Below are 24,709 nucleotides of genomic sequence, written 5' to 3'. Positions count from 1 at the left end.
TAAGGTATCATTTAGATAAAAAAATTAAAGGAATATAAGAGCGAAAGGATATACATTATGGAAAAAAGAAAGTCAGGGAAACTAAAGATATTTTTATGGACATTATTTATTATATATTTAATAATACTGGTAAATTTAATTTTATTTAAAAATGGTAATGCTCTTCTTATGACAAGATATATGAGAAATTTATCTATTATAGACAAGTTAAAGTTGATAAATTTAACCCCATTTAAAATGATTTCTGAATTTTGTACGGGAGGACTAAGTAAACATATAATTGTGGAAAATATTTTAGGGAATATAGTTGCCTTTGGACCATTAGGTTTTTTATTACCATTGTTATTTACTGGGATTAAGAAATTAAAAAATGTTGTGATAATTGGATTTATGGTAAGTCTATTTCTGGAAATAACTCAATTAGTGTTTTTATTGGGCAGTTGTGATATAGATGATATTATACTAAATACTTTAGGTGCTATCATAGGATTTTTAGTGTTTTTTTATTTAAATAAGTATAGAAAGTATTACACTAAAAAAGTTTTAAATACATATTAAAGAGATAGTCATAAATCTAAAATTACTTATTAAAGAAAATTAATAGATAATTATTAAGGAAAAGATATTGTTAAGTTGATAAAAGAAAATTGAGGAGTTGAAATTATGATAGTTAAAGCCTTAGAGGCCTAAAAAGTATAGTAATAATTCAATATAATATTATTAAAGAATTATATATTTAGGGGATGGAATCATGGACAAGAAAGTAAGAGCAAATCTTATGTTACTAATGATTACAGTTTTCTGGGGAGCATCATATATATTAACTAAAATAGGGTTAGAAACTCTTGAAACATTTAATCTTATTTCATTAAGGTTTATTATTGCATTTCTAGTAGGGGCAGCTGTATTTAGAAAAGATATTTTAAATACAGATATTAAAACCCTAAGATATTCCTTGGTGTTATCTCTAGTGTTATTTGGGGTATTTATTTCAATGACTTTAGGACTAAAATATACCTCAGTTTCTAGTGCAGGATTTCTTATTAGTCTTTCTGTGGTATTGGTTCCTATAATTTCATTCATATTTTTAAAAGAAAGACTTAGAAAAAAGGTTATTATTAGTATAATATTTGCATTAATTGGCATTACACTATTAACATTAAATGAAAACTTAAGTATTAATAGAGGAGATATTCTTTGTATAGTATGTGCCATATTATTTGCAGTGCATATTGTTTTAACAGGAGAATTTGTTAAAAAGGTTAATTCAGTAACCCTTAGTGTTTTACAGCTTGGACTTGTTGGAATATTTAGTAGTATATTTTCCCTATTTACAGAAAGCTTTAAACTACCTAATACTCCTTTATCCTGGATTGTAGTATTGGGTTTAAGTATACTTTGTACAGCCCTTGGTTATATAGTACAAGGAGCAGCACAGAAGTATATAAGTCCTACTCATACTGGTCTTATTTTATCCTTAGAGCCAGTTTTTTCAGCCTTATTTGCCTATATATTTTTAGGAGAATTCCTTACCTTAAAAGGTTATATAGGAGCAATAATCTTATTATTAAGTGTTTTAATTGCTGCACTAGATTTAGATGAAAAGGGAAGGATCTGAAGGACTAATATGTTCTCCAAACCTATCTTTAAATCTAGGAAGAATAAATTTTATAAAATCCCCTTTGTTTTTTTCTAATATATTAATTACAATTTCTTCTGAACCACTTTTTATGTGTTCATAGTGGTGGCAAAGATAATACCTGTAATTATTTATGCTATTATCTTTTATAAAAACACAGGTAACATGGGGGTTGATATTATCAAGGTATTTTAATATTTCGTTCTTACCTTTAAGTTTAATCCAAAGATCCCTCACATAACTAGGATTTTCTAGGTAATTAAATCGATCATTGTTAGGGTAATAAAAATCATTACTAATAAGGGCTAGGCGTTCATTTACAAAGTTTTGAATATCTATTGAGTAATCATTTAGTTCACATATATAGTTTTTATTATATAATCCATATTTTAAATCCTTATATAATTTTTCATAAAGTTTTGAAGTAAATCATTCTTTACTATATTCAAATCTCCTAAAGGTTCAATATTATTATCCTTGAAATAATGATTGAACAATGTATCTTTTACCACAGTGTTTAAGCCATGATTTTTATCACCATATAATCCTTTATGATAAGAATGCAGACAATATTCGCTCATTTCCTCTTTATCAGGTTCTAAATCCTTATCATATTCTCTAAAACCAACTAATAAATCATTATCATAGCTGAATATAGATAATAAATCTAATGAGAATAGCTTATTCTGTACACAGAAGTTTGAATCTATATCTTTATAAAAATCTTCATAATTTATCATAAAAAATAAATCTTCATACATGTTATCTGATAAAATTCTAAGAAAAATCATTTTACACCTCATAACTTTTTAAGTAAATTTAATATGGTATTTATTTTAAATAAATGGGATATACAATAGAATAATTATAACATTAAAACTAAATTATGGAATATTATAATGTGAGTATATAACTCTAAATTAGGAGGGAAATATGAAACAGATAATATATTTTTTCCTAGCATTATTTTGTATGTTTACAATACTTATAACTGATTCAAGTTCAACTACATTGTCCATTAACAATGGTCAAAGTAGCGGAGTAGCTAGTCAGGAGGTAATGAAAGATAATTCAAAAATAGTATTATCCTTAATAAGTATATTTTGTTTTATGGGGATTTTTACGGAAAGTATTAAGGAGACTATAGAAAAAAATACAAAGGAAAAGCAACAAGAGAGCAGTATAGGCGATAAGGAGTCTTCAGAAAAAAGTGAATAGAAGGGGAACTTTAAGCATAATATTACAAGGATGAGAATGATGGATCATCCTTGTTTCATTTGTAAATAAGAAATTTAAGGTGGATATAATGTTAAATTATAGATATATGAACTATAATTATAATAATAGTAATTTTTATAAAACTATAAACTAAATATATGGAGTATGTATTTTAATTATTATGAATGAAGAATATAAATACATATTTATATAAAAAAAGGAGGGGATAAGGGTGAAGAAAAAAAGCACCTTAATAGTTACTCTTATATTACTCTTTAGCTTTTTCATACCAGGGATAATAGCTCATGGAGATAACAAAGATTATAAGGTTTCATCATATAATATGTATGTGGATATAAAAGAGAATGGTGATGCCTATGTTAAAGAGAATATAACCTATGATTTTAAGGGAGAGTTTAATGGAGTTCTTAGGAATATTGATAGGGATAGAAGCGATGGAGTTGAGAATCTTAAGATATTGGTAGGGGACAGGGAGATAAGTAATTATGAAACTAAAGAAGAGGGAAGTATTTTAAAACTTAAGATATATGAGAAGTCAAAATCAGAACAAAAGACATTTACCTATAGTTATGTTCTTAAAAATGTAGCAGAAAAATATAATGATATTTCTACATTTAATAGAAAGATAATAGATAAAGGATGGGATGTACCTTTAGAAAATATAAATATTAAAATTACCATACCAGAGGGAGCAAATAAAAATGATTTAAGAGTATTTGCTCACGGACCTTTAAATGGGGCATCTTCTATTCTGGATAATAGAACCTTTAATTTTACAGTACCTTTTGTAAATAAAGGGGATGTATTAGAAACCTTTATTCTATTCCCTAAAGACCTTATAAGATACTCTACTAGGATTTATAATGTAGATAAACTTAATGAATTTCTAGATAAAGAGAAAGGTTTTGCAGAAGAAGCTAATAGAATGAGAGAGCGAGAAAGAGAACGATTAAAAAGAGAAGAAGAACTTAGGGGAACTAGGAATAAGCTAGCGCCATTATTCTTTGGAGGCATAGGGGCAGGGATTTCAAGCTTATTATACATGTTTAAAAAGTTTGGAGGAGATCTTGAACCAGAGTTTAAAGGAGAATATTATAGAGATCTTCCAGGAGATTATACTCCAGCAATAATGAGCTACCTAGTATATAATAGAAGCACTAATTCAGAGGATATTATGGCAACTATTATGGACTTAGTTAGAAAGAGAAAAATAAAAATATCTAGTGTTGATGAAGAGGGGAAAAGAGGAAAAATTAAAACTAAGTACAAGATAGAGAAAATAAATAATGTAAGTTTAGATTCTCTTTATCCTCATGAGAGATTTATTATTAAGTGGTTTATAGACCACTTAGGTGATGGAGAATCTGTAATCTTAGATAATATTAAACAGAAGCTTAAGAAAAAATCTGCCGCTAATAGATTTAATAAGGACTACGATACATTTAAGGAATTAGTTAATAAAGAAGGAGAAAAGAAAAATTTCTTTGGACAAAATAAGGCTAATGGAAAGGAAATATTCTATACCTTAGGATTTATAATTGCAATAGCCTTTGGAGTTTTAGCTATTATTCTTAAATCAGCCATTTCAGCAGTAGCAGCAGGATTAGGAGTAATTATTATAGTAGCAATGGCATTTCTTTCTAATATTAAAAAGAAAACTAGGTTTGGGGTAGAAGAAAATGCTAAATGGATGGCATTTAAAAAGTTCTTAAGACATTTCTCTAATATGGATAAGGCAGATATACCTTCAATAGTTATATGGGAACATTATTTAGTATATGCAATATCCTTAGGAGTTGCAGAGGAAGTAATTGAAAAGTTACCTAAGATATTTAAGGAAGAGGAATTTAATGATCCTTCTTTAACCTATATGGGACTTAATAATAGTTTTTATAATTATTACATGATAAGTTCTATGATTTCAGATACTACAACTATAGTTGATACAGCCATTGACAGTGCAGCAGTAGCTACATCACAGGATTCTTCCACTGGAGGTTTTGGTGGAGGATTTAGTGGAGGTAGTTCTGGAGGCGGTGGTGGCGGAGGCGGCGGTGGAGCCTTTTAGCCATAAAGTTTTATTATAAGGAGTGAATAAAGTGAAGATAGGTTTAATAGTTACTATTTTCTTAGTAGTTATATTGCTACTATATATAATTTCTATATATAATGGACTGGTTACTTTAAGAAATAGAGTGAAGAATTCTTGGGCACAAATAGATGTTCAGCTTAAGAATAGAGCAGATTTAATACCAAATTTAGTTGAAACTGTTAAGGGATACGCAGCTCACGAAAAGAGCACCTTTGATGAAGTAGTAAAAGCAAGAAATGCTGCTATATCTGCTAAGTCCATAGAAGAGACTGTTAATGCAAATAATATGATGGCTGAGGCCTTAGATAAGCTTATGGTGGTAGTTGAAGCTTATCCAGAGCTTAAGGCAAATAGCAATTTTATAAGTCTTCAAGGAGACTTAAAGGATACTGAAGAGAAAATAAGATATTCAAGACAGTTTTATAATGATATAGTCCTTAAATATAATAATAGTATTCAGGTTTTTCCTAAAAATATTTTTGCTTCTATTTTTGGATTTAAAGAAGAAGCATATTTTAAAATAGAGGATAGGGATAGAGACGTAGTTAGGGTTAAGTTTTAAATATAATATAGAATGTGTTAAGGGGATTAAGAATAGAAGATTCTTAGTCCCCTTAGTTTATCTTAATATTAAAGTTAATATATATTAACAAAAAAATAATTTACAATAAATGTAATAAAGGTTATTATATTATAAATATATAATATAATAAAGTTTTTTAATTTGATAATTTATTAATTTTAAGGGGAGAGGGGAAATGAATAGATTTCTTGTAGAAGTTAGAAATTTATCTAAGGATTATAATGGACATAAAGCTGTAGATGACATAAGTTTTTTTATTAAAGAAGGAGAGGTATTTGCTTTATTAGGACCTAATGGAGCTGGGAAGACTACCACCTTAGAGTGTTTAGAAGGACTAATTAAACCTACTAAAGGGGAGATATTAATTGATAACAAATCAGTTTCTAATAATCTAAATCATATAAGAAAGGTAATGGGAGTGCAATTGCAATCCTCAGCATTGCCAAAGGATATGAAGGTATCAGAAGCTATTAAGTTATTTACAGGATATCATAATGTAGGTCTTCCCCATAATATTTTAGAAAGATTTAAGTTAACAGAACATATGAATAAGTGTTATGGAAGTTTATCAGTAGGGCAACAAAGAAAGGTAGTATTAGCCATAGCTATTGCACATAAACCAAAATTACTTATATTAGACGAACCAACTGCGGGTCTTGATGTAGTTACAAGAATAGAACTTCATAAGATTATTGAAGAGTTAAAGAAAGAAAACACTACTATATTATTAGCATCTCATGATATGGCAGAGGTTGAAAAGCTTTCTGATAGGATTGGAGTTTTAGTAAATGGAAAATTAGTTAAGGTTGGAAGTCCGCTAGAGATATCAGCATCTATGAATAAAGGAAATAAGATTATGATTAAACTTAATGAAGAAGATATAGGAATTAAAGATATATGCTGTGAAAGTATTAAATATAGTGGACAGATAGAGGAATATCATGTGTTCTATTCAACAGATATAAATAATATGTTGTTTACCTTAGTAAATCATCTTAAGGAAAGTAATAATATAATAACTGATTTAAAGGTAGATAGACCATCCTTAGAAGACACCTTTATAAAATTAACTGAGCAGGAGGTGTAAATATGAAGAATTTTTTATATCACTTAAAAATAGAATTTAATATGGGACTTAGGGATAAATCCATATTATTTATGAATTATTTATTTCCTCTAGGATTTTTCTTTTTCATAGGAAATATAATGGGAAAATTACAACCAGATTTTAAAGAGCAGATGATACCTTCTATGATAATATTTAGTATTATGGCAGCTACTATATTAAGCATACCAAACCTTATAGTTTCTTCAAGAGATAATGGAGTATATAGAAGCTACAAAATATATGGAATAAGCAGGCTACAAATAATATCACTTATAACCATATCAACTCTTTTTCATATTTTAATAAGTTCAATAATAATATATTTCTCATCAAAGGTATTTTTTAATGCAAATATCCCTGAAAACCCATTATATCTAGTACTAATATGTGGAGTTTTTGCTTTTGTAAACTTAGGGTTATCAATACTTATAGGGGTATGTAGTAATAATTCAAGAGTAACCACCTTATGGGCTCAGTTAATTTTTATACCATCTGTAATGATAGGTGGATTAATGCTTCCAATAAAATCTATGCCAGAGTCTTTAAAAACAATCTCTAAATTAATTCCAAGTACCTATGCAATGAATAGTATTAATAACTTAGCAATGGGGACAGAAAGCTTAAAGGGCGGTATACCTTCTTCAAAAGCCTTAATAATATTATTTATTATGGCAGTATTATCCTATATTTTAAGCTACAGGCTTTTTAAATGGGATAATAAAAATAAGGAAGGTAATAAAGATTTAATAGCTGCTTTAATATTTTTACCTTTAATATTAGCAGCATTATTTATATAAATTTATATAAATTAATATTTTATGGAGGGGTTTAAATGAGTGATTTTAAAGAAAGAGAAAATGACAAGGTAATGGAGACCGTAAATAATAGCGGCACAGCAATACAAGAGATAATAATGAAGGCAGTACAAGATGGGGAGTTTAAAAAGAGACTTATAGAAGAACCAGAGGAAATTCTTAATGATTATGAACTATCAGAAGTACAGAAGATACTCATTAAGTCTTTAGGAGAAGATGATTATGATAAACTAACCCCAGAGAATATGGAAGAGTTTTTTGCAGCAGATTCAGCAGTATATACACCAGACTTAGAGGGTAATGAAGAAGTTGAAAAGGCAACGGAGGATGATATATAGTATGGCTTTGCTTTATATTGATAGTAAAGTAGAAGAAAGTGTTAGAACTAGTGCTTTTTTAGCTAAGTTAAAATATAAGGATAGTAGTTATAATAAAAAGGTTAAGGACCTATATTATAGTGATTTAGATAATAGGGAAAAAGCATTAACCTTTATATTTTATAACTGGTTTTTAGCAAAGCATGATGAAACCATTAATCAATATAATAATGAGGTATCTTTTTCTATAATGAATGATATTATTGGTGCTATAGATAGAATACTAGAACAGGAACCACTTAATTGGTTAATGTTAATAATGAAATACAGGCTTTTATCTTTTAGTTACGAAGCAGAGGATACCATAATTAATGGACTGGAGAACTTAATAGATGAGCAAAAAAAATCTGAATATAAGTCCTATTATATAGTGACCTATATATTTTTATCAGAAATATATTATTCTATGTCTAATAGGGATAAGGCAATAAAAATAATAGATGATTCTAAGGAATTAGAAGGAGGTAAGATAGAGTTAATATCAGATTTTTTTAGAAGTTTTTTAGTGGAATACAAGAACAAGCTTAAGATATCTGGGGATGGTGATATAGTAGAAAAGATTACTTTAATAGAAGAGATTTACTTTTAATATAGGGGTAATAGCTATGGTTAAATTAATGTTTATGATACTAGGAGAACTTTCATCAGGAGAACTCACCATTGCAGATTCTTTTCAGAAATCATTACCAAGGGATAATTATGATATACATTTTATATTACCTAAAAAACATAAGATGTATGTAAGTGATAAGGAAATATCATTTTTGTATCTAGATACATTAGATGGAAGAGAAAAGAATCGTAGTATAGTGGAAAATTATATAAAAAATATTCTTCCAAGTTATATAATTTTATGTGATGCCTTTACTGTAGAATACTCTGAGAATTGGAGTGGAATAAACTTAAGTTTTTTAAAACAGTATAAAGTTCCTATAATCAGCTTAGATGAATATGAGTATTCAGAAGCAGGGTATTCCATAGATTATTATGGAGGAATAAATAAAAAGTTAAAACCTTTGTTAGATCAGTGTGATTATATAGTAAAGAACTGTCCTTTAACCATGCCAAGGAGTAAGGAGGAAGGATATTTTAGACTATTTAATCATATAAAACCCCTACAATTTGAAGAAAAGATTAAGATAAAAAATAGTATTGATTTAAAAGAAGAAGAAAAGATAATTTTTATAACCACATCTTATTGGGAAACTTTAAATATATATAGGATTCCAGCCTTATCAATGCTTATAAAATGGATACCTAAAATTCTATACAACTATATAGAAATGTTAAATGAAAAGGTAACAGTAATCCATGTAGGGCATGGGGAATGGATAGAGAGAAAGTCTAAAAATATAAACTATATACATTATAAGGGTCTACCATCAGAAGAATTTGAAAAGTACTTATTAATATCAGATCTATATATAACTACTAATATTGTTTCAATTACATTAACTAAAGCTATACTTGGTAATGTACCTTCCTTAGTTTTTCAAAACAACAAATTAATAGAGTTTTATAAATTAACTAACAGAATAAAAGAAATGCCATTGTGGTATAGAGAGATGGCTGATGAAGTAAAAGTAGTCTATCCATTTAAGGCTAGTGTGTTTGGATGGAGTAATTTTCTAACAGCTGTATTAAAAGAAAATCCTTATGTAAAAACCTTTGAAGTAGCTAGCATGTTTAAGGTGAGTGAAGCAGTTTCCGCCCTAGATAATCTTCTTAATAATAAAGTTTTTATAGAGGAATTAAAAAAACAGCAGATGGACTTTATAGAAAAATATTATAAAGTTAAAGACTCCTTTGAAGTTATGGAAGAGATTATAGAAAAGGATAAAGGAGGAGATGCATATTTTAGAACTTAAGAGGTTATTTAATGAAATACCAAATAGTAATTTAAATATAACTATTGGTCATAAGAGTAGATATAAAATAACCATGGATAATAGATATATTGATTTAAAGAATAACAGGGAAAGGCTACAGCAATTACATTCTAGGTATATAAGAAATATAGTTAGCTCTCCTGAAAATAATGTTTTCTTCACAGAAATTTCTTGGGAAGATGTTAAGTTTAGAAATTCCTCTAATAACACTTGGATGAATTGGAATTTTCCTAAGTCAGTTATTCTTAATCATGCATTATATTCAATAAAGGAAGAAGAAATAAGAAAGAAGTTATTTGGGGATACTCCTTTTACTAGGGAGAAAGAACAGTATGAGTCATTATATAATTCTTTCAATAAGCTCCCAAAGACCCCAAGTGTATACCTCTTAATAATGCAAGCCTTTGATATTATAACCTTTGAAAGCTTTATATCTATAATACATTCTAATAATAAAATATTTAGTTCAATTGGTAAATTCGTAGAGATAGATGAGATATCGAACCAAGAAAGCTTTATAGGACTTGGATTATATAAAGATGAGTCCTCCTTTAAAAATGGTAAGTTTTATTTTAAGTATATGGGATATGGAGTTTGCTTAGAGAAATTATGTTTTATATTTCAATATTATTGTGATGACTCAAAGGTTAAGATATGCCATGAAAAAGCATCAAAGGAAGGAAAGTCTTTTTACTCTGGTCACATAATGATAGATGTAGAAAATGGATTATGCCTATATGGAGATATGGAAGAGAATTATGTGAATTTTGATAACTCTATTAAGCAGGAATATGTTAGACGAAAAATTACCATTCAACTAGAATATGATAATATATAGAAAGTAAATTTATTTATAAAAGAAAGAGATATTTATATAAAATTCTTTGATTAAAGGAGGGATATAATGAAAGTTAGCAGTAGGGAGAAGGTTGCAGTTATACCAGCAGGAGGAATAGGGAAAAGGATGAAACCTCTTCAGATATGGAAAGAGTTAATCCCTTTAGGATATAAGACTGCTTTAGATGAGAATAAAAAAGAGATAAGGGTTCCTAAGGTAATTTCAGAGTACATTATAGAAAATATGAAAAATGCTGGAGTAGACAATTTATATATGGTGGTGAATACCCAAAAGACTGAGCTTATAAGGTTTTATGGAGATGGGAATGGGTATGATGTAAATATGGCATATTTGATACAGGATCTTGCTAATAACTTATATGCTATGCCTGTAGCCCTTGATATTGCCTATCCTTTTGTTAAAGATAAGGATGTATTCTTTGGAATGCCAGATACTGTGGTTAAGCCAAGTACATGTTTTAGAAGTTTATATAAAGCCTTTATAGAAGAGGAGTTAGATTTAGCATTAGGAGTTTTTCCTTCTGATAATCCAAAAGAATTAGCACCAGTGGAAATAGGTAAAAATGGAGAGGTGCTAGGGATATATGATAAGCCTAAATCAACAAAAATATATAATTCATGGAATGTTGCTGTATGGTCTCCTAAATTCACAGAATTACTACATTCTAGAGTTTTAAGGTATATAAAGGGAGAAGAAAGAGATAAAGGAGAGTTACTAATGAGCAGTATATTTATGGAAGCCGTAGAAAAAGGGCTTAAGGCTAAGGCTATCATGTTTCCAGAGGGGATGTGCTATGACATTGGTTGTACAGACAAGTTATATAACTACTTACTTAATAATGTATATAATGATTTATTTATTAATGGGGGTAAACTATGAAAGGATTAAGCATACATTTAACGGATACTTGTAATAATTCTTGTATATTTTGTGTGGTAGACTCACATAAAGATAGGGAAGAGTTAGTAAAAAAAGAGGTTATATTTAAATTTCTTGAGAGTAATAAAGATGGAGGCTATGAGGTGGTAAACATCCATGGGGGAGAGCCTTGTATATGTCCTCATTTTCTAGAAGTTTTAGAAAAGATTAAAGATTTAGGTTATCCTAATGTATCAATACAAACTAATGCAAGAGCCTTAGCTGATAAAGACTTTGCAAAAACTACAGTGGAGTTAGGAGTAAATTTATTTGTGGTTTCATTACATTCTAACAATGAAGAGGTTCTAGATGAAATTTGTGGAGTTAAGGAAAAATGTTTTAATCAAGTAGTAGAAGGAATAAAGAATGTGAAGGAACTTGGAGCTAAGGTTAGAACTAATACAGTTGTTTGTAAACAAAACTATAAAAAACTTAAGGAAATAATAGAGTATAACATAAAAGAACTTAAAGTAGATCATATAAATATTTCAGCTATACATCCAACAGGAAAAGCTTATAAAAATTTTTATGAGGTAACTCCAAAGCTTACTGATATAGTACCTTATGTTAAAGAGGCTGTTGATGCAGCTATAAAATTAAATACCTTTGTTACATTGGAAGGATTTCCTCCATGTATCCTAGGGGACTATAGCAAGCACCTTATAAACTGGGAAGAGATAAAGTACAAGCTTCTTTACCATAATGTTATATTGCCAAACTATGATAACTTTATGGAAAAACAAACTCGTAATCAGGGAAAGGTGTGCAATAACTGTATTAAGAATAAGAAATGTGGTGGGGTATATAAAGAATACTTAGAGTTTTATGGGTGGGATGAGTTTGAAGGTATTATTTGTTGTAACTAGCTTTTGGGCTTATGGAGAGCTTATAATAGCCATTGAATTTGCAAAGGAAATAAAGAAATATGGTCATAAGCCACATTTTTTAATACCACCACGACATGAAAAAGTAGTAAAAAGTCTTAATTTCCCGTACACCATACTAATACCTAAGGCCTCTAAAATAAATAGGGTTTTATTAAAGGATATAGAACTTAGAATTAAGCCAGAAATAATTATATTGTCAGATTTTTTAAATTATCATTATTGTGAAAAGCATTATGGAATAAATATTAATGACTTAGAAATATTTTCAGGGAAAGTAGGAACCTTTGATAACTTTCATTGGGAATTACAAAGAGAAGCCATGGACACATATGGATTCAACTCTAATATACTTAAAAATACCAAAATAGAGGATTATGGGTTTAAACTAGCACCATGCCCAATTGTTAATCCTCATTTAGCTTCAGAAAATAATCAATTTAAATATCCACTTATTCAAGATTTTTTACCATATAACAAAGATAATAAGGAAAAGTACAGGGATGAATTAGGGCTTCCTAAAGATAAAAAAATTATAATGGTGACTTCAGCTACCTGGCAGAATATCCATGGAAAATATAAAGGGGCCGATGAATTTATATCCATATCAGATAAAATATATGAGTCAATACTTAGTGATTTAAGTAAAAGATATTTAATCCTATATATAGGAGATGAGGCTAAGTATTCATTGAATAATAATATTAAAAGGATTACCTCTATGGCAACAGAGGACTTTGATAAATATGCTATGGCAAGTGACTTATATATTGGGAGAAATATAACTTCTACCTCTATGATAAGACTCGCTCTTTCAAGGATACCCTGTATAATGCTTATGAATTCTAAGTTTTCTAAAGTGGGGGATGATGTCTATACCTATGGATATTATATGTATCCAGTAGGATGGTATAAGTTTTTAAAGCCACTTATGGAAGGAAACCCATACATGGATATTATAAGTACTGTAGAGCAATTTGATAAAAGTGATGTAATAAGAGAAGTGGAAGAAATGCTTTTTAACGAGGAAAAGAAAGAGAGAATAGGAGAAAGGATTATAGAACTTAAGAAAAGTTTAAGTTCACTTTGGAAACCAAATTATATAGTTGAATCTATAGTATTAGGAGGTTTTAAAGATGATAAAGAATCTATGTATAGTATTAATTCCTTCTGAGAAAGCCTTGTTTAATTTAGAAGAACCATCTATTCCACCAATAAGTCTTGGGGTATTATCAGGCTACTTAAAAGGGAGAGATATCGAAACATATATGTTTGATCTTAACTATATGGATAATAAGAATCAGGATAATGTAGATATAGATAAAAACATAGAACTTTTTAAGTGTATTTATGATAAAGATAGGGTTTTAAATTATATTAAAGGAAAAGAGGATAAGGATATAGAGAAAATAGCTAGATATCTGCTAAATGGAATAGACTTAAGTAAATATGATTCCTTTGGGAGTTCCATAGGGGCAGATTTTTCCTTGATGCAAATACACTTAGGTTTTATAATAGCAGCTTATTTAAAGAGAAAAACAGAAAAGCCAATATTTATTGGAGGAAATAACATTTCATATCTTTATATATTTAAGGAGTTTTACAAGGAGTTATGGAAGGGAGTTTTAGAAGAATTTAGTTATATTATAAAAGGTCCAGGAGAAAAGACTATATTTAATATAATTAATTCTTTAAACAAGGGAGAAGAAAAAGAAACTTTAATTAATTTAAAAGGTCTCTTAAGACTAAATAATGATGAAATTCTAGATAATGGAGAGAACACTCCTTGTATTATAAGACCAGACTGGGAAAATTTAAACATGAAGAACTATGAGAGGGTATTGCCTAAAAGTAATAAAGAGGGCTGCACCCAGATATATAAGTGGCCAGATTGGGTTTCATCCTTAGCATATAGACATAATAAGGAGAAGAACTCTAATATTGAAAGAAAGGTAGTTCTACCTTATATATTTAATTACAATTGTCCTTATAATTGTGCTTTCTGTACTCAAAGTGATTATGATAGAGGAAAAGTTGTAGGGGGAAGGGTTAAGGAAATAGTAGATGATATTCAGTATTTAAAAAGTAAATATAACACAAATTATTTTTATTTTCTTAATAATACTTTTAACTTTTCAGGTACCTTTATTGAAGAGTTCTGTAATGAGGTAAAGGATAGAAACTTAGAGATTTATTGGTCTGATTGTGCAAGAGTAAATGGAATGACATATGAAAGATTAAAACTTATGAAAGAAGCAGGATGTGAAAAACTAGTTTTTGGTTTTGAATCAGGAAGTAAGAAGATTTTAGATTTAGTTGACAAGAGACTAGATCTTGAAAAATTAAAAGAGGTTTTAGAATGGTGCAAAGATATAGGAATATGGGCAGAACTAGAGGTTATAATTGGATTACCCCATGAGTTTCATGAGGATTTTAAAGACACATATAACTTTATAAAAGAAAATATAGAAAAGATAAATAACTTCTGGCTTAATGAATATTTCTTAGTTCCTAATAGCTTAATTGGTAAATATCCAGAAAAATATAACATAGAGATACGAAAAGATTTGGTGGATTACAAGGGTCTTTTAGAGTGGAATAAAGATAGGTTTAAAAATAAGAATAGTGAATTTACCCATAATGCAAGAATATATGGCTTTGATGAGGTAGAAGGACGAGATTATGAGGAGATAAAAAGAGAGAATAAGAAAAAGTTAAAAGAGCTTAGCTTAATTCAAAATAAGGAGTTTACCTTAGTAAGAGATTTCTATAATAAACTAAACAATTTAAAACAAGGTTTTAAGTAATTACTAAAGAGTACTTTTTATATATTAAAAATTTAAAGGAGTGTTAATATGAAAAACATACTAAACACAATATGTTCTGCCATTGCATTAGGAACTGGGGTTGCAGTTATAGTATTAAACATATTAAATTCGTTAAATATAAAAGAGGCTATCATTTTACTTGCCATAGGGGTAGCAGCTCTTGGATTAAAAGGACTAGATAGGGTTAGGGAGTAGTGAAGCATATGTATAAGAGATTGAATATATGCACAGCCTTAGACTATGTAAAGGAGCATATTAAGTTTTTAGAAAAAGAGGATTTAATATGTGAGGAAATAAGTGACGGTAACTTAAATCAGGTATTCAGGATTAAAAGTAAGGAAGATAAACATAAAAGTGTAATACTAAAGCAGTCATTGCCAACTTTAAGGATAGATGAAACCATGAAGCTATGTCTTGAAAGGATAGATATAGAAAATAAATATCTAAGGGATCAAGGAAATCTTGTGCCTAAGTTTCTTCCTAAGGTATATCATTATGATGGAAATATGTATCTTATTATAATGGAAGACTTTAATGAGCATATAATTCTAAGAAAAGAATTAATCAGTGGGAAAAAATATGAGCATTTAGGAAAAGGCATAGGAGAATTTTTAGCAAAAACTACATTTTGTAATAGTGATTTATATTTAGACCCTCTTAAGAAAAAAGAAAAGGTGAAGATGTATATAAATCCAGAGTTATGTAGAATTACTGAGGAATTAGTTTTTGTTAATCCTTATTATAATTGTCCTAAAAATAAGATTAATCCATGGTTAGAGCCAGTTGTACAAGAGTTAATTAATGATAAGAGATTGCAAAGTGAAGTATCAGAGCTTAGAGAAGAATTTATGACTAAAGCTCAGAGTTTAATTCATGGAGACCTTCATACAGGAAGTATTCTAATTAATGATATGGAACTAAAGATAATAGATGGTGAATTTGCATTCTATGGTCCCATAGGGTTTGATATAGGAGCATTTTGGGCTAACATAATATTAAGTTATGAGTCACAAAATTATCATAGAAGCAACTTAGAAGAAAGAAGAGAAATGGAAGGGTATCTTTTAAATGTTATAAGAGATATGTGGAATGTTTTTCAAAGAGAATTTATAAATCTATGGGAGAGATATGTTAGTTGTCCAATAATGATGAATAATATATATATGGAAAAATACATTCTATCTATAATGCAATCATCTATAGGATATGCAGCATGTAAAATAATAAGAAGAATATATGGACTAGCTCCTGTAATTGATATTACCTTAATAGAGGAAAAGGAAAGGGAGGATGTGCAGAAAAAGTCTATAAATTTAGCAAGAAAGCTAATAATGAAAAGAAAAGAATTAAAACATATTGATGAGTTTATAGATTTAATAGAAGAGAGAAATTAGGTTATTTTATGAGCTTTCTTAGTAGCTAAAAGTTATATTTTATAATAAATATATAAATATTTTTATGTTAATTTAAAGGTATAAAAGGTGATTAGATAAACCTAAAAGTATATAATCTACTTAAAGTATTTAATGCTTGAATAGATATCTAATATTACTAAATTAATATTAGATATCTATTATTTTTTCTTTCTAAGTAAAAATAAGTAAAGAAATATTTTTATTGATTTTCAGTATATAGTAAAGTATTTATAGATGAAAGATGATGATTGTATTATGTAAATAGCTCAATAAATAAGAAGTTGGTAATTTTAAAAAATAAGTTGAAATACATTTTAAAGCATTATATGATAAATTCAGGCATCGATGTACTCTATAAAAAAGAGAAGGTAGACTATGAATATTAATATTGAAATGATACCATCATATAAGATTGCTTATATACGAAAAACAGGTCCTTATGGTTCAGAAAATGTGCAAGTAATGGAAAAATTAAAAAGTTGGGCTAGAGAAAAAGGCTTGTTTAATGAAAGGTCAATCATATTAGGAATAGCTCAAGATAACCCTCAATTCACGGAATCTAAATATTGTCGATATGATACATGTTTAGTTATTTCGGATGAACTTAAGAGTGATAATAAGCATATTAATTTTGGAAGAACTATGGGTGGAAAATATTGTGTATTCAAAATAAGTCATACGGGGGAGGCTATGCAAAAAGCATGGATGGAGATATTTCCTGAGTTATCAAAAAGAAATTATGAGTTTGATGATAGAAGACCTATTTTTGAACGCTATTCAATGAAGATGGTAAATAAGCATTATTGTGAAATTTGTGTACCAATATTATAAAGAATATTAAGAATCATATATTAATATAGTTTTAAAATAATATTTAAGATTTATAGGTGGGGTTGTCCATCTATAAATCTTAAATGTAAGAATTACTGGGTTTAATTATTGTATAACTTATAATAATTAAATTTACACATAGCACCATCATAGTGTACCATTTTAGTATCAACATGTTTAAAGCCAAGCTTTTCAATTACAATTTTAGATGGAGTATTATCTGGTTTTACAATTGCAGTTAGGGATTTTAATTGAGTATTTTCAAAAACCCATTGAATTAGTGCTTTAGATGCTTCAGTTCCATATCCTTTACTTTGGTGATTATCAGAAATACCATATAAGATCTCAACTTCATCATCTATTTCAGCTTTTGGATGAACTCCAACAACACCAATACATATACCATCAATTTTATGTTCAATTGCTAATATTATAAAAGGATCAGTGGTATTAAAGTTTTTATTTACACGATTTATCCAAGAAAGTGCAACAGACTCATTAAGGAAAATCATATCAGACATCCAATATGATACATTTGGCTGCTGACTATAATATGATACATCCTTGGAATCTGATGGTGAAAAATTTCTAAGAATTAGATTAGGTGTTTCAATACGAATACCTTCCAATTTTAAATCCTCCTTTAAGTCGGTAGATTTTACAATTGTGTCGCAAAATATTTCTATTAATATTCCAATTATAGCATATTTTCCAAGGCGGAATATATAATTTTATTATAGATAAAGATTCTAATCTATTGATATTTTATTCTAAGAAAAGTAACTTAGATAAAGCCATAGAGTCACTTAAAAATTATGAAATTATAGATGGTAAGTTTACAGTATTTATATATTCATGGCAAATGGTAATTGACAGTTAAATTTTATTAGAATACAATATTTATATAATATAAGAAAAAATAAAATTTTATACAATTGATTTTAAAAGGGAGTAACCACCCAAATAGGGAGATAAAGTCAACATAATGGTTTTAAACCTGGCTTTATCATGACATTGTCACGGTGAGACTTTTAACACAGGATATAATTATATCTTTGTGTTAAAGGTCTTTATTTTTTTATTTATAAATTCCATCCCTAATTATTTAATTTACTTAAGAATTAGATAATTAATAATAGCTATAAAATAATTATGTTTAAAGAAACTTCTTATGATTTTTTAGAGGGGGATATTGAAGTTTAGAATCATTTTACAAAATATATTCAAAGAGGGGAGTGAATATTTTATTTGTAGTAAGATGATTGCGAACTTTTAATTGAGAAAAGGTTATAAAGAATAATTTTTATATAGCATATTAGGAGAGGGAAGGTATTTACATGAAAAATAGAAGATAAGTTTTAGGGGAGAGTGTGAAAATGAGTATTTTATCAATATTATTAATTGCTGTTGGTCTATCAATGGATGCATTTGCTGTGGCTGTAACTAAGGGGATGACTATTACAGATATAAGGCTCAAGGACAATTTAAAGATAGCCTTATGTTTTGGCTTAGCCCAAGGGATAATGCCAATTATAGGATGGATACTAGGAGTAGGGTTTAAAGATTATATAACTAGCTTGGACCATTGGATAGCTCTTATACTTTTAAGTGTCTTAGGTATAAAGATGATTTATGAAGCTGTTAAATCTAAAAAGGAAGAAACAATAGAAGAGGAATGTGTACAAGTATTAAATAATAAAGAGATAGTTATTTTGGCTATAGCTACAAGTATTGATGCATTGGCTGTAGGGATAAGTTTTGCATTTTTAGATATGTCAATAATAGCTTCTTCATGTATTATAGCTATAGTCACATTTATTATATGTTCCATAGGAGTAATAATTGGAAAGAAATTTGGAGATTTAGTTAGTAGTAAAGCTGAAATAATAGGTGGATTTATACTTATAATTATAGGAGTAAGAATATTTATAGAGCATACCAATATTTTATAAAGATATTAGTAATTAAGATAATAAATTTTCGTTAATAAAAAGGGTGTACCATAATATATATTCATCATGGTACATTCTCTTTTTAGTTTATACTTAAAAATTTTCTGTATTCTCTTATAATGGCTTTAAAACATGGCTTTTAGGATTAAATCAATATTGCTAAAATATTTTAATAGTGAACTGATTATAAAAGCATATCTTTTAAATAGGATTAAAGTATTATCTGAAGCTTGTTTTTCTAAAAGTCTTTGCACTATGAAATAATATATTACGTACATTTTTAAACCAGGTAAGAGATAATACAATGGTACCTATTTCTGCAAAGGGCATTGTAAGCCAAACTCCATGAATATTCATAAATCGTGGAAGTATGAATAATCCTATAAGTATAAATATGAGTCCACGGCACATGGATATAATAGTAGATATTTTAGCATTCTCAATAGATTGAAGATAGGATATTACTACAATATTTAATCCCATAAATATAAATGCTATAAAATATAGATATATACCTTTCACTGTTATTGCTGTAAGTTCAGGATTATTATCTTTATTAAATAAGGACGTAATGGTTTCAGGAAACACATATCCAATTAGTAAGAATATAATCCCAAGGCTTAAAGCTGTGAAAATAGCAAATTTTAAGGCTTCTTCTACCCTTTTAGTTTTACCTGCTCCATGATTTACACTAGTTATAGGTTGTAGAGCCTGTCCAACTCCAGTGAATATAGAAGCACATATAAGAGAAATATTAGCTATTATTCCATAGGCAGCAACTCCTATATCTCCTTTAAGAGCCAATATTACAGTATTAAATGCGAATATAACAATACCAGAAGATAGCTCTGTGACAAAACTTGATAAACCATTAGATATAATTCTTTGAATTCTATTTCTATTTATACTAGGAATCTTAAAATTAATATTATTATTTTTCTTAATAAAGTGTGTACTTAGAATACATAAACTTATAACTGGAGATAAAGCAGTAGCAAAAGCAGCTCCCCACATACCCCAACCGAATATAAATATAAATATATAGTCTAAAAATATATTAGAAATAGTACCAGATAGCATACCCCACATAGCAAGTTTTGGTGCACCATCATTACGAACTATAACTGTCATAGTACTATTAAGAAAAAAAGCTATGGTAAAGGTAAATATAACTTTTAAATACTCCTTAGCCATGCTAAATGTGTCAGGAGAACCACCCAGTAAAGAGACAATAGGATTTAAAAATAGTAATCCTATTAAAGTTAAGAGTATTCCTGTGATTAAACATAGGGTAATAGAATCAGTAAAAATATCATTTAGTTCATTATATTTTTTTCTACCCTTACTTATGGAAAGAGCTGTGGCTCCGCCTATTCCAAAGAGTAATCCTAAACCATTAAAGAGATTCATAATTGGAATAGAAATATTTAAAGCTGTAAGGCCTGTACTACCTATACCATTAGCTACAAAGTATGTATCTGCAAGTACATATAGAGAAGTTCCTAGCATACCTCCTATACTTGGAATTAAATATTTGAAAAAAATTCCACTAACATTGTCATTAAGCAAATCAAGATTCTTACTCATTAAAATCCCTCCTTTTATAATGAGCCTTATACAAGTGTAAGGCTTATAGTAACTATAAGGTCAATAGGTAAAGTTAATTTATATAATAAATGAAATATTGTAGAGTAGTAGAATCCATATTTGTACTAACCTTTTTATATTTTAAAAATTAGTTGATTATAATAAATTAAATTTTAAAAATTAACTATTAATAGCAAATTCTTTAATTAAATGTTAAAAAATATGTAAAGAAAATAATGATTTTGACGATAAATTAATGTCAATAAAAAATAAGGAGGGCAAATTAATGGCGAAGTTTAAAGATTTTAAGGTGAAAACAAAGATGACACTGTCCTTTTCAATAATAATATTATTGATATTTATATTATCGCTTTTATCAGTAAGTAGAATAAATAAGATTCAGGACCTGTTTACTGATGTATCAGAAAATAGTGTTAAAAAAGTTCAGTACTCATACGACATTAAAGGTAAGATAAATAAGGCATTTGCTTCTTATATGCTTTTACTGGTTAGTGATGACCAAAATAAAATGATGGAAGAAGAAAGAGCCTTTAATGAGAGTATGAAGGAATATGATGAAATTTATAGTAACATGAAGACTGCATTTGTTACTCCAAAAGGAAAAGATTCCTTAGAGGCCATAGGAAAAGAGGCTGAAAAAGCTAAAAAAATATTAAGTGATTTTAAAGAAATTGCTAAGAAGGCAGATCGTACAGATGAAGAAACTGTAAATGCTGTTAATACATTAGAAAATACTCAAAATGATTGGTTAAGTCTTATAGATAAGGTAATAGATGTAACAATAGAATATAAGGATAAACAAAGTGAAGATGTTAATAATTTAGTTCTTGCTACAAAGTCTATAATAATCGGAGCAGTTGTAGTTATATTACTGCTAAGTATATTCTTAATGTATGTAATAACTAAGGATATAACAAATCCCTTAGATAAGATAAAAGACTTTGCTAAGAGGATTGCAGACTATGATTTTACTACTCCTATAGAGAATGATAGAAAAGATGAATTTGGTGAAACAGCTGTATCCTTAAATAAGGCTCATGAAGATATAAAGACTTTAGTTAAAGTTATTATAGAGAATTCAGAGGACTTAAATGCAGGAAGCGAAGAATTGTATGCTGTATCAGAGGAAATGACATCTAAGTTAGATAGCATAAATGATGGTGCCAAAATCATCGCTACTTCAACACTTGAATCCAGTGCTGTGGCAGAAGAAGTTACTGCATCTAGTGAAGAAATAGCTTCAAGCTCAGTTCAACTTTCAACTAAAGCAGTAGATGGTAGTACAGAGTCTTCTAATATAAGTGAAAGAGCAATTCAGGTAAAAAATAAGGCTCAAGAATTTAACTATGAAGCTACAAAGCTGTATGAAGAAAAGCATGAGAGGATAATAAAGGCTATTGAAGAAGGAAAAGTAGTTGAAGAAATAAGTGTAATGGCAGATGCTATTTCAAGTATATCCGATCAAACAAACCTTATAGCTTTAAATGCAGCTATAGAGGCAGCTAGGGTTGGAGAACATGGAAAAGGATTTGCAGTTGTTGCTGAAGAGGTTAGAAGACTTGCAGAACAATCTTCTCATACAGTAAGCACAATACAAGTTACTGTGGATAAGGTTAAGAAGGCCTTTGATAATTTATCTGTAAATACTCAAGGAATCCTGAAATTTATAGATGAAAAAGTTACAAAGGATTATGAAAGCTTTGTTAAGATAGGAGAGCAGTATAATAAGGATGCAACCTTCCTAAATGTAATGTCAGAGGATATTGCAGCCATGTCACAAGAAATAAATGCAACAATAGATCAAGTTGCTTCCGCAATACAAGGAGTAGCAGATAATACTCAAGATGCAGCAGAGAATTCTTCAAGCATATTAAGTAGTGTGGGTGAAGCAACAGAAGCTATGAGAAGTGTAACAGAGACAGCAAGATCTCAAGCAGATTTAGCTCAAAACTTAAGTGAAATAACTCAAAGGTTTAAATTATAAAATAAGCCATCTACAATATTATTTATTGTAGATGGCTTTAAGTTTAAATATTATTAATTATTTTTAATGGATACCTTGAAAAAATTATATTTACCAACTTGAATTATATCATTATTAGATAGGTTAACAGCCTTAACATCTAAAACTTTTTCCCCATTTATTTTAACTCCACCTTGGGATATTAACCTTCTAGCTTCACTATTTGATGAGGCAAAGGTAGAAAGTGAAATAGCATTAATAAGGTTATCCTCTTTAGTTAGGGATACTATTTTAAGATCTTCTGGTATAGAGTTATTTTGGAACACCGCCTTAAATTCTTTTTCTGCTAATAAAGCAGCTTCTTCTCCGTGGTACAGTCTTACGATTTCGTGAGCTAAGTCCATTTTTATATCCCTTGGATTTACTCTTCCATTTTCAAGGTTATCTTCTATAATCTTTATTTCATCAGGATGAATATCTGTTGCTAGGTTAAAGTATTTTATAATAAGCTCATCTGGAACTTTCATGGTTTTGGAATACATAATATTAGCAGGTTCAGTAATACCAATGTAGTTTCCAAGACTTTTACTCATTTTTTCAATACCATCTAATCCCTCAAGTATAGGCATCATTATAGCTATTTGAGCTTCCTTATGAAATTCTTTTTGCATAGTTCTTCCCATAAGCAGGTTAAATCTTTGATCAGTTCCTCCAAGTTCAATATCTGCATTTATAGAAATAGAATCATAAGCCTGCATTAAAGGGTAGAAGAACTCATGAATACCTATAGGCTGATGGTTAACCATTCTATTTTTAAAATCTTCTCTCTCCAGCATTCTAGCCACTGTGTATTTAGAAGTTAATTCGATAACATCTCTAAAATTAAGCTTTTCTAGCCATTCACTATTAAATCTAACTTCTGTCTTATCTCTATCTAAAATTTTAAATATTTGAGTTTCATAGGTTTTAGCATTTGCTAAAACCTGCTCCTTAGTAAGCTGTTTTCTAGCCTTTGACTTACCAGTAGGGTCTCCAATCATACCAGTGAAGTCCCCAATTATAATAACTGATCTATGACCAAGATCTTGTAGTTGTTTGATTTTCCTAAGAACTACGGCATGACCAATATGAATATCTGGGGCACTAGGGTCAAGACCTAATTTTACAACTAAAGATTTATTATTATCTATACAATTTTTAAGTTTCTCAGAAAGTTCTTCAGTATTTATAATTTCATCTACACCTTTTGATATTATTTTAATTTGTTCATCTATTGATTTCATAATGATTCCCTCCAAAATTATTATTATAATTTCTTAGGTATACCTAATTAAAAACCATGGTTATATTAAAAAGGGGTAGCTAATCCCTTTATTTTTACAATGTTTTAAGGTTTAACTTAAGTGGACTAATAAAATCTTCTTAAGAATAAAAAATAAAAAAAGCCCTCATCCTTATAAAATATAAGGACGAGAGCATATATACTTCGTGTTACCACCTTAGTTCGTTAATATATCACTATATTAACCTTATCAAGTACGACATAATAAAATATGTGATACTCTATCCTTTTAACGGTGGAAGTTTCCGTCTCTCATGTACTACTTAAAGGTTCCATGGGATGCTCAGAGATGTATTCAGATTATCCTTCTTTGCCCCTTTCACCAGCCGGGAACTCTCTTTAAAAGAATATGATAACTTACTAGTTC

Annotated in this window: 24 protein-coding genes and 1 other annotated feature (1 of these 25 running past the window's edge); of the genes, 20 read left to right on the top strand and 4 right to left on the bottom strand. The window is 28.7% G+C overall.

Features of this window, described 5'->3' with window-relative positions:
• The first annotated feature begins 57 nt into the window (after nucleotides 1–57).
• Nucleotides 58–558 carry a VanZ family protein gene (locus BR69_RS0119425; RefSeq protein ID WP_027634687.1) on the top strand — a complete coding sequence of 167 codons (501 nt, stop codon included), beginning with the start codon at nucleotides 58–60 and terminating at the stop codon, nucleotides 556–558.
• A 193-nt stretch (nucleotides 559–751) separates the two neighbouring features.
• Nucleotides 752–1,618 (top strand): DMT family transporter, encoded by an 867-nt coding sequence (locus BR69_RS0119420; RefSeq protein WP_027634686.1) that lies wholly within the window; start codon nucleotides 752–754, stop codon nucleotides 1,616–1,618.
• A 410-nt stretch (nucleotides 1,619–2,028) separates the two neighbouring features.
• Here the strand turns inward: BR69_RS0119420 and BR69_RS0119410 are convergent, their stop codons facing one another.
• A complete protein-coding gene (locus BR69_RS0119410; RefSeq protein WP_027634684.1) occupies nucleotides 2,029–2,430 on the bottom strand; it encodes a hypothetical protein in 402 nt (133 codons plus the stop codon).
• A gap of 142 nt (nucleotides 2,431–2,572) precedes the next feature.
• Here BR69_RS0119410 and BR69_RS0119405 point away from each other — a divergent pair, with 142 nt between their 5' ends.
• From BR69_RS0119405 to BR69_RS0119330, 16 genes are all read left to right on the top strand, one after another.
• The gene (locus tag BR69_RS0119405; RefSeq protein WP_027634683.1) at nucleotides 2,573–2,857 is read left to right on the top strand and encodes a hypothetical protein; all 285 of its coding nucleotides are present in this window, start codon (nucleotides 2,573–2,575) and stop codon (nucleotides 2,855–2,857) included.
• A 232-nt stretch (nucleotides 2,858–3,089) separates the two neighbouring features.
• Nucleotides 3,090–4,946: a DUF2207 domain-containing protein gene (locus BR69_RS0119400; protein WP_027634682.1), complete on the top strand. Its 1,857-nt coding sequence runs from the start codon at nucleotides 3,090–3,092 to the stop codon at nucleotides 4,944–4,946.
• Between the two features lie 31 nt (nucleotides 4,947–4,977).
• Nucleotides 4,978–5,532: a LemA family protein gene (locus tag BR69_RS0119395; RefSeq protein ID WP_027634681.1), complete on the top strand. Its 555-nt coding sequence runs from the start codon at nucleotides 4,978–4,980 to the stop codon at nucleotides 5,530–5,532.
• Nucleotides 5,533–5,728: 196 nt separating this feature from the next.
• Entirely contained in the window at nucleotides 5,729–6,640 is a 912-nt protein-coding gene (locus tag BR69_RS0119390; protein ID WP_027634680.1) for an ABC transporter ATP-binding protein, read from the top strand.
• 2 nt (nucleotides 6,641–6,642) lie between these two features.
• Nucleotides 6,643–7,458: an ABC transporter permease gene (locus tag BR69_RS0119385; RefSeq protein WP_027634679.1), complete on the top strand. Its 816-nt coding sequence runs from the start codon at nucleotides 6,643–6,645 to the stop codon at nucleotides 7,456–7,458.
• A gap of 35 nt (nucleotides 7,459–7,493) precedes the next feature.
• On the top strand, nucleotides 7,494–7,814 hold the full coding sequence (locus BR69_RS20940; protein ID WP_051623708.1) for a hypothetical protein: 321 nt from the start codon (nucleotides 7,494–7,496) through the stop codon (nucleotides 7,812–7,814).
• Nucleotide 7,815: 1 nt separating this feature from the next.
• Nucleotides 7,816–8,442: a hypothetical protein gene (locus BR69_RS0119375; protein ID WP_034850160.1), complete on the top strand. Its 627-nt coding sequence runs from the start codon at nucleotides 7,816–7,818 to the stop codon at nucleotides 8,440–8,442.
• Between the two features lie 16 nt (nucleotides 8,443–8,458).
• Nucleotides 8,459–9,721: a DUF6365 family protein gene (locus BR69_RS0119370; RefSeq protein WP_027634677.1), complete on the top strand. Its 1,263-nt coding sequence runs from the start codon at nucleotides 8,459–8,461 to the stop codon at nucleotides 9,719–9,721.
• Nucleotides 9,702–10,580: a hypothetical protein gene (locus tag BR69_RS0119365; protein ID WP_027634676.1), complete on the top strand. Its 879-nt coding sequence runs from the start codon at nucleotides 9,702–9,704 to the stop codon at nucleotides 10,578–10,580. Before BR69_RS0119370 ends, BR69_RS0119365 begins: the two co-directional genes overlap by 20 nt.
• A 66-nt stretch (nucleotides 10,581–10,646) precedes the next feature.
• On the top strand, nucleotides 10,647–11,480 hold the full coding sequence (locus tag BR69_RS0119360) for a sugar phosphate nucleotidyltransferase (RefSeq protein WP_027634675.1): 834 nt from the start codon (nucleotides 10,647–10,649) through the stop codon (nucleotides 11,478–11,480).
• A complete protein-coding gene (locus BR69_RS0119355; RefSeq protein ID WP_027634674.1) occupies nucleotides 11,477–12,385 on the top strand; it encodes a radical SAM protein in 909 nt (302 codons plus the stop codon). The genes BR69_RS0119360 and BR69_RS0119355 overlap by 4 nt, the downstream gene beginning before the upstream one ends.
• Nucleotides 12,360–13,577 carry a DUF6365 family protein gene (locus BR69_RS20935; protein ID WP_051623707.1) on the top strand — a complete coding sequence of 406 codons (1,218 nt, stop codon included), beginning with the start codon at nucleotides 12,360–12,362 and terminating at the stop codon, nucleotides 13,575–13,577. Before BR69_RS0119355 ends, BR69_RS20935 begins: the two co-directional genes overlap by 26 nt.
• Complete coding sequence (locus tag BR69_RS20930; RefSeq protein WP_051623706.1) at nucleotides 13,540–15,210, top strand: B12-binding domain-containing radical SAM protein; 1,671 nt, start codon at nucleotides 13,540–13,542, stop codon at nucleotides 15,208–15,210. The genes BR69_RS20935 and BR69_RS20930 overlap by 38 nt, the downstream gene beginning before the upstream one ends.
• 48 nt (nucleotides 15,211–15,258) lie before the next feature.
• Nucleotides 15,259–15,426 carry a hypothetical protein gene (locus tag BR69_RS21915; RefSeq protein WP_160169970.1) on the top strand — a complete coding sequence of 56 codons (168 nt, stop codon included), beginning with the start codon at nucleotides 15,259–15,261 and terminating at the stop codon, nucleotides 15,424–15,426.
• An 8-nt stretch (nucleotides 15,427–15,434) separates the two neighbouring features.
• Complete coding sequence (gene mtnK / locus BR69_RS0119335) at nucleotides 15,435–16,625, top strand: S-methyl-5-thioribose kinase (protein WP_027634673.1); 1,191 nt, start codon at nucleotides 15,435–15,437, stop codon at nucleotides 16,623–16,625.
• A gap of 396 nt (nucleotides 16,626–17,021) precedes the next feature.
• On the top strand, nucleotides 17,022–17,477 hold the full coding sequence (locus BR69_RS0119330; protein WP_027634672.1) for an AraC family transcriptional regulator: 456 nt from the start codon (nucleotides 17,022–17,024) through the stop codon (nucleotides 17,475–17,477).
• Nucleotides 17,478–17,578: 101 nt separating this feature from the next.
• Here BR69_RS0119330 and BR69_RS21320 read toward each other — a convergent pair whose 3' ends face one another.
• Nucleotides 17,579–18,106, bottom strand: a complete 528-nt coding sequence (locus BR69_RS21320; RefSeq protein ID WP_051623705.1) for a GNAT family N-acetyltransferase — start codon at nucleotides 18,104–18,106, stop codon at nucleotides 17,579–17,581.
• Between the two features lie 747 nt (nucleotides 18,107–18,853).
• Here BR69_RS21320 and BR69_RS0119320 point away from each other — a divergent pair.
• Nucleotides 18,854–19,429: a manganese efflux pump MntP gene (locus tag BR69_RS0119320; RefSeq protein WP_027634671.1), complete on the top strand. Its 576-nt coding sequence runs from the start codon at nucleotides 18,854–18,856 to the stop codon at nucleotides 19,427–19,429.
• A 219-nt stretch (nucleotides 19,430–19,648) separates the two neighbouring features.
• Here the strand turns inward: BR69_RS0119320 and BR69_RS0119315 are convergent, their stop codons facing one another.
• The gene (locus tag BR69_RS0119315) at nucleotides 19,649–21,016 is read right to left on the bottom strand and encodes an MATE family efflux transporter (RefSeq protein WP_027634670.1); all 1,368 of its coding nucleotides are present in this window, start codon (nucleotides 21,014–21,016) and stop codon (nucleotides 19,649–19,651) included.
• A gap of 286 nt (nucleotides 21,017–21,302) precedes the next feature.
• On the opposite strand from BR69_RS0119315, the gene BR69_RS0119310 reads away from it, so the two are divergent.
• Nucleotides 21,303–23,021: a methyl-accepting chemotaxis protein gene (locus tag BR69_RS0119310; protein WP_027634669.1), complete on the top strand. Its 1,719-nt coding sequence runs from the start codon at nucleotides 21,303–21,305 to the stop codon at nucleotides 23,019–23,021.
• A gap of 53 nt (nucleotides 23,022–23,074) precedes the next feature.
• Here BR69_RS0119310 and tyrS read toward each other — a convergent pair whose 3' ends face one another.
• Nucleotides 23,075–24,283: a tyrosine--tRNA ligase gene (gene tyrS / locus BR69_RS0119305; RefSeq protein ID WP_027634668.1), complete on the bottom strand. Its 1,209-nt coding sequence runs from the start codon at nucleotides 24,281–24,283 to the stop codon at nucleotides 23,075–23,077.
• A gap of 179 nt (nucleotides 24,284–24,462) precedes the next feature.
• Nucleotides 24,463–24,709, bottom strand: a binding site (T-box leader) (it continues 16 nt past the right edge of the window).

Origin of the sequence: Clostridium hydrogeniformans DSM 21757, assembly GCF_000686705.1 — a bacterium.
In the GTDB taxonomy this organism is placed as follows: Bacteria; Bacillota; Clostridia; order Clostridiales; family Clostridiaceae; genus Clostridium_Z; species Clostridium_Z hydrogeniformans.
Note: the sequence above shows the minus strand (reverse complement) of the source record. Positions and strands in the feature narration are given on the sequence as shown.